3 protein-coding genes and 1 pseudogene are annotated in these 3,412 nt (G+C 37.3%); 1 reads left to right on the forward strand and 3 read right to left on the reverse strand.

The genetic code is table 11. From position 1 onward, the window contains the following. Positions 1–683 (forward strand): GTPase (locus tag ACESK1_RS12660; protein WP_372920543.1); only part of this gene is annotated, 683 nt, incomplete at its 5' end. Positions 684–811: 128 nt separating this feature from the next. On the opposite strand, the gene ACESK1_RS12665 is transcribed toward ACESK1_RS12660, so the two are convergent. The 3 genes and pseudogenes from ACESK1_RS12665 to ACESK1_RS12675 all read right to left on the reverse strand — a co-directional run. Continuing rightward, positions 812–1,264: a response regulator gene (locus ACESK1_RS12665; protein WP_372920544.1), complete on the reverse strand. Its 453-nt coding sequence runs from the start codon at positions 1,262–1,264 to the stop codon at positions 812–814. Next, positions 1,257–2,654, reverse strand: coding sequence for a PAS domain S-box protein (locus tag ACESK1_RS12670; RefSeq protein WP_372920545.1), 1,398 nt, complete (start codon positions 2,652–2,654; stop codon positions 1,257–1,259). Before ACESK1_RS12670 ends, ACESK1_RS12665 begins: the two co-directional genes overlap by 8 nt. 469 nt (positions 2,655–3,123) lie before the next feature. Beyond that, positions 3,124–3,412: pseudogene (locus ACESK1_RS12675) on the reverse strand (hypothetical protein); the annotation flags it as partial.

Consider the following 3,412-nt stretch of genomic DNA (forward strand, 5'->3'; position numbering starts at 1 on the left):
ATGAGATGAGCATTGGCGGAGTTGGGTTTAGATTTATCGATACAGCCGGAATTCGGGAGACCCAGGATGTGGTGGAGAGCATCGGGATAAAACGGACTTTTGAGAAGATAAGTCAGGCCCAGGTGGTTGTGTTTCTGCTGGATTCTGAAAAGTTTAAAGTTCAAAGTTCTACCCCCTCTGCCCCAACCCCCTCTGCCCTGCAGGCATCTCCCCCTAACAGGGGAGAATTCACAGAACTTCTGAGGGAAATAGAAAAGATAAAGAATAAATTTCCGCAGAAGCCGCTTGTGATCATCGCGAATAAGATCGACCAGCTTTCGGATGAAGAAAGGAATAGACTAAGCCAGACCCTAAACCAAATCGAAGGCTCAAGTTTGCAATTGCTTTCTGCGAAAACAGGAGAAGGCGTGGAAGAACTGAAAATGAAGTTGCTGGAATTCGTGAATACCGGAGCGCTGAGGAACAACAACACCATAGTCACCAACAGCAGGCATTATAATGCCCTTCTAAAAGCCCTGGAGGAGATCAACAAGGTAGAAGACGGTCTTAACAACGATCTTTCGGGAGACCTGCTGGCCATAGACATCAGGGAGGCGCTGCATTATTTTGGTGAGATCACCGGAGAGGTCACCAACGATGAGCTGCTGGGGAATATATTTTCTAATTTCTGTATTGGAAAGTAAATAAACAAACCAACAAAAATCAAAACAAACTAAATCGCACGTTATTACAGGACCGGTATTCTGTTTCGACTGGATTATCTTCAATCTACATTGGCATTAATTTAAAAAATTCTAGAGGCAGCTCGGCATTATAAATGATTTTTTAATATTGTTTTTGATTGGAAGAAATGCGTAAGCTGCTTTATTCGCATGATTTCTTCAAGCTTTTCTTTCTTTAGAGGTTTTGTATAAAAATCTAAAATCTTTTCAATGGACTTTGCTTTTTCATGATCTTCTTGGCATAAGGAAGAAGTCACAATAATAATATGCACATTATGTAGGTATGGTTTTCTCTCGCAATGTTTGAGGAATTCCCATCCGTCCATTATAGGCATATTTAAATCTAACAGCACTAGAGAATCTTTCATTCCTTTTTTCGCACTCTGGTTGAGATACTCTATGGCTAACCTTCCGTTTGAAAGTAGAACAGGCTTACGACCCATGACGGCCTCAATGAGACGTTTCTGCAGTAATGCAATAATTTTATCATCTTCTACTATTAAAATTTCCGAAAATGTGTCTGCGTTATTGGATTTATACATTCTCAGTCTTTCTTATAGTTTTAGAAATAATCTGATCCAATTCTTCAACAGAATCGCTGATTATTTCTATTGCTTCTTCTTTTGTCCAGTCCATATAATGCCCCTCTTTTATTAGATCTAGTAACCCCATGATTCTCACAAGGGGTGCCCGGACGATATGGCCATGTTCCCAAGCAATTTCTTTAAGAATCTTATTCCTTTTCATGGTTTCTATATATAACTTTCTTGTTTCCGTAATATCCCTTGAGTTAGTAACCACACCCTGTATGTTAGGATCGTCCTTAAAATTGGTGATAGTAGTTTCAAGGCTTCTCCATTCCCCCTTTGAGTCCCTGAACCGAAACGAAGGAATATTTACCTGACTCTTCTCCGCTACCTGCATAAAAGAGGCCATTACTCCTTCTTTATCCTCAGGATGAATGAAATCAAAGGCGTTCTTCCCAATAAATTCTTCTTGTGGTATGCCGAGAATAGAAGTGACGGAATCACTAACAAACAGATAAGTTCCCTCTAAGTCGAGAATACTTATTAAATCAGAAGATTCCTGTACAAGCGCTTTAAATTTCTTTTCGGTGCCCGTTAACTGATCCTGCTGTTTTTTAATAATCTTTTCTGCTTTTTTTATTTCTGTGATATCCCGGGCTATACCATAAACTCCTAAAATCTTCTGATTAATTATCATTGGCACCAGGGAAACCTCCAGGATGAGATTTCTTCCTTTATAAGATATAAAATGCGCCTCATAATTTTGATCTTCACCTCCAAGTGCTTTTTCAAAATAATTGAAAATTGTGCCACGATCTTCAGGAGCACAAAATGGAAGAAAACTCATTGAAAGAAGTTGTTCTTCCGAAACTTCTGCCATGTCGACAATACCTTTATTCACATTTAAGAAATATCCTTTGGGGTCAAGAGAAAATAAGCCATCCCTATTTTTTTGAATAAAACATTCGCCCTCCGCTCTCCTTGTATCCAGTTCCCGTTGAAGATCTATTCTTTTTCTTTCTTCTAAAACTTCTACAGTTTTGTTCCAAGGCAAGTGAAGAATATACCTTGTCTTGTCAGTGCCTGGTTCTGTTATAGGTATATTGATTACTTCCCAGTAAGATTTGTAGGTTGTTTTGAGAGAATCATAATCTTCATATTGAAAAACTACAATATTTCTAGTCAGATTAGTTTGAGTTAGTGAGGTCTGAATTGTCTCTCGCTGGACATCACACTTCTCAAAGATCTCTGCAATAGTAAGATTCAGTAATTCGCTCGGATTTTTCCCGAGTATTTTACAATATTCTTCATTTACCTCACGCACAAAAAATTTATCACCTTTAGACTCCAATAATAAACAAGCCAGGGGCAAATCTTTAAATATTTTTTCGCAACTCTTTTTCATAATCCACCTCTAAGTCTACTAAAAACGTGATTTTTTATCACGCTAAACAAAACTTAAATCTGCCTCAATAATAGTTAAATTTTTCATAACAAAAGTTATTTAGTCGTGAATTATTTACAGTTTAAAGATGAAAATTAATCAGTCTATCAGATTTTACTTACAAAAAATTATTTGCTTTTTTCTAAGAAAGTATTTTCAGGAATATGTTCAAAAGTTATTTAATCTGCTATCCTTGTACTGATTGCAAACTTGGAAATATCCGTAAATATGAGAATGATTTGAAACTGAAAGAGGAGAGAAAACAGGTGAAATTTGCTATCAATTTTTTATGAAATTTTGTCAGTTAAATACCTTGTTATTTTATTGTACCTTTTTGTACCGTCAATTGTCACCTCATGTACCGGGGAAAGTAAAATGAGGCATCGATTCAATCATTCTCATCCCAGAATTGAATAATCTAACTATAATTTTATTGACAGTCAAGGGAATAAGATGCCTTTTCATCTTTACTCCATAACATCCGCGGGTTCTCATCAGCTAGCCAATTCAGGTGTACTTGCGCCACCTGAATGCAATCGAGATCCGGATTCTGTAAGGCAGAAAAGTTGTACAGGCCTTCGTTATTTGACAAGTTTAAACTGGTAAGGAAGTTATCCCGAACCTCCAGCCCCTCTAAAAGATTTAGGGTAGAAACATTGACGGCAGTAAGTTTATTTCCGGACAGGTTAAGCTCTTTTAAATTTGGAAAATGCCTCACA

Origin of the sequence: Salegentibacter sp., assembly GCF_041642575.1 — a bacterium.
Classification (GTDB): domain Bacteria; phylum Bacteroidota; class Bacteroidia; order Flavobacteriales; family Flavobacteriaceae; genus Salegentibacter.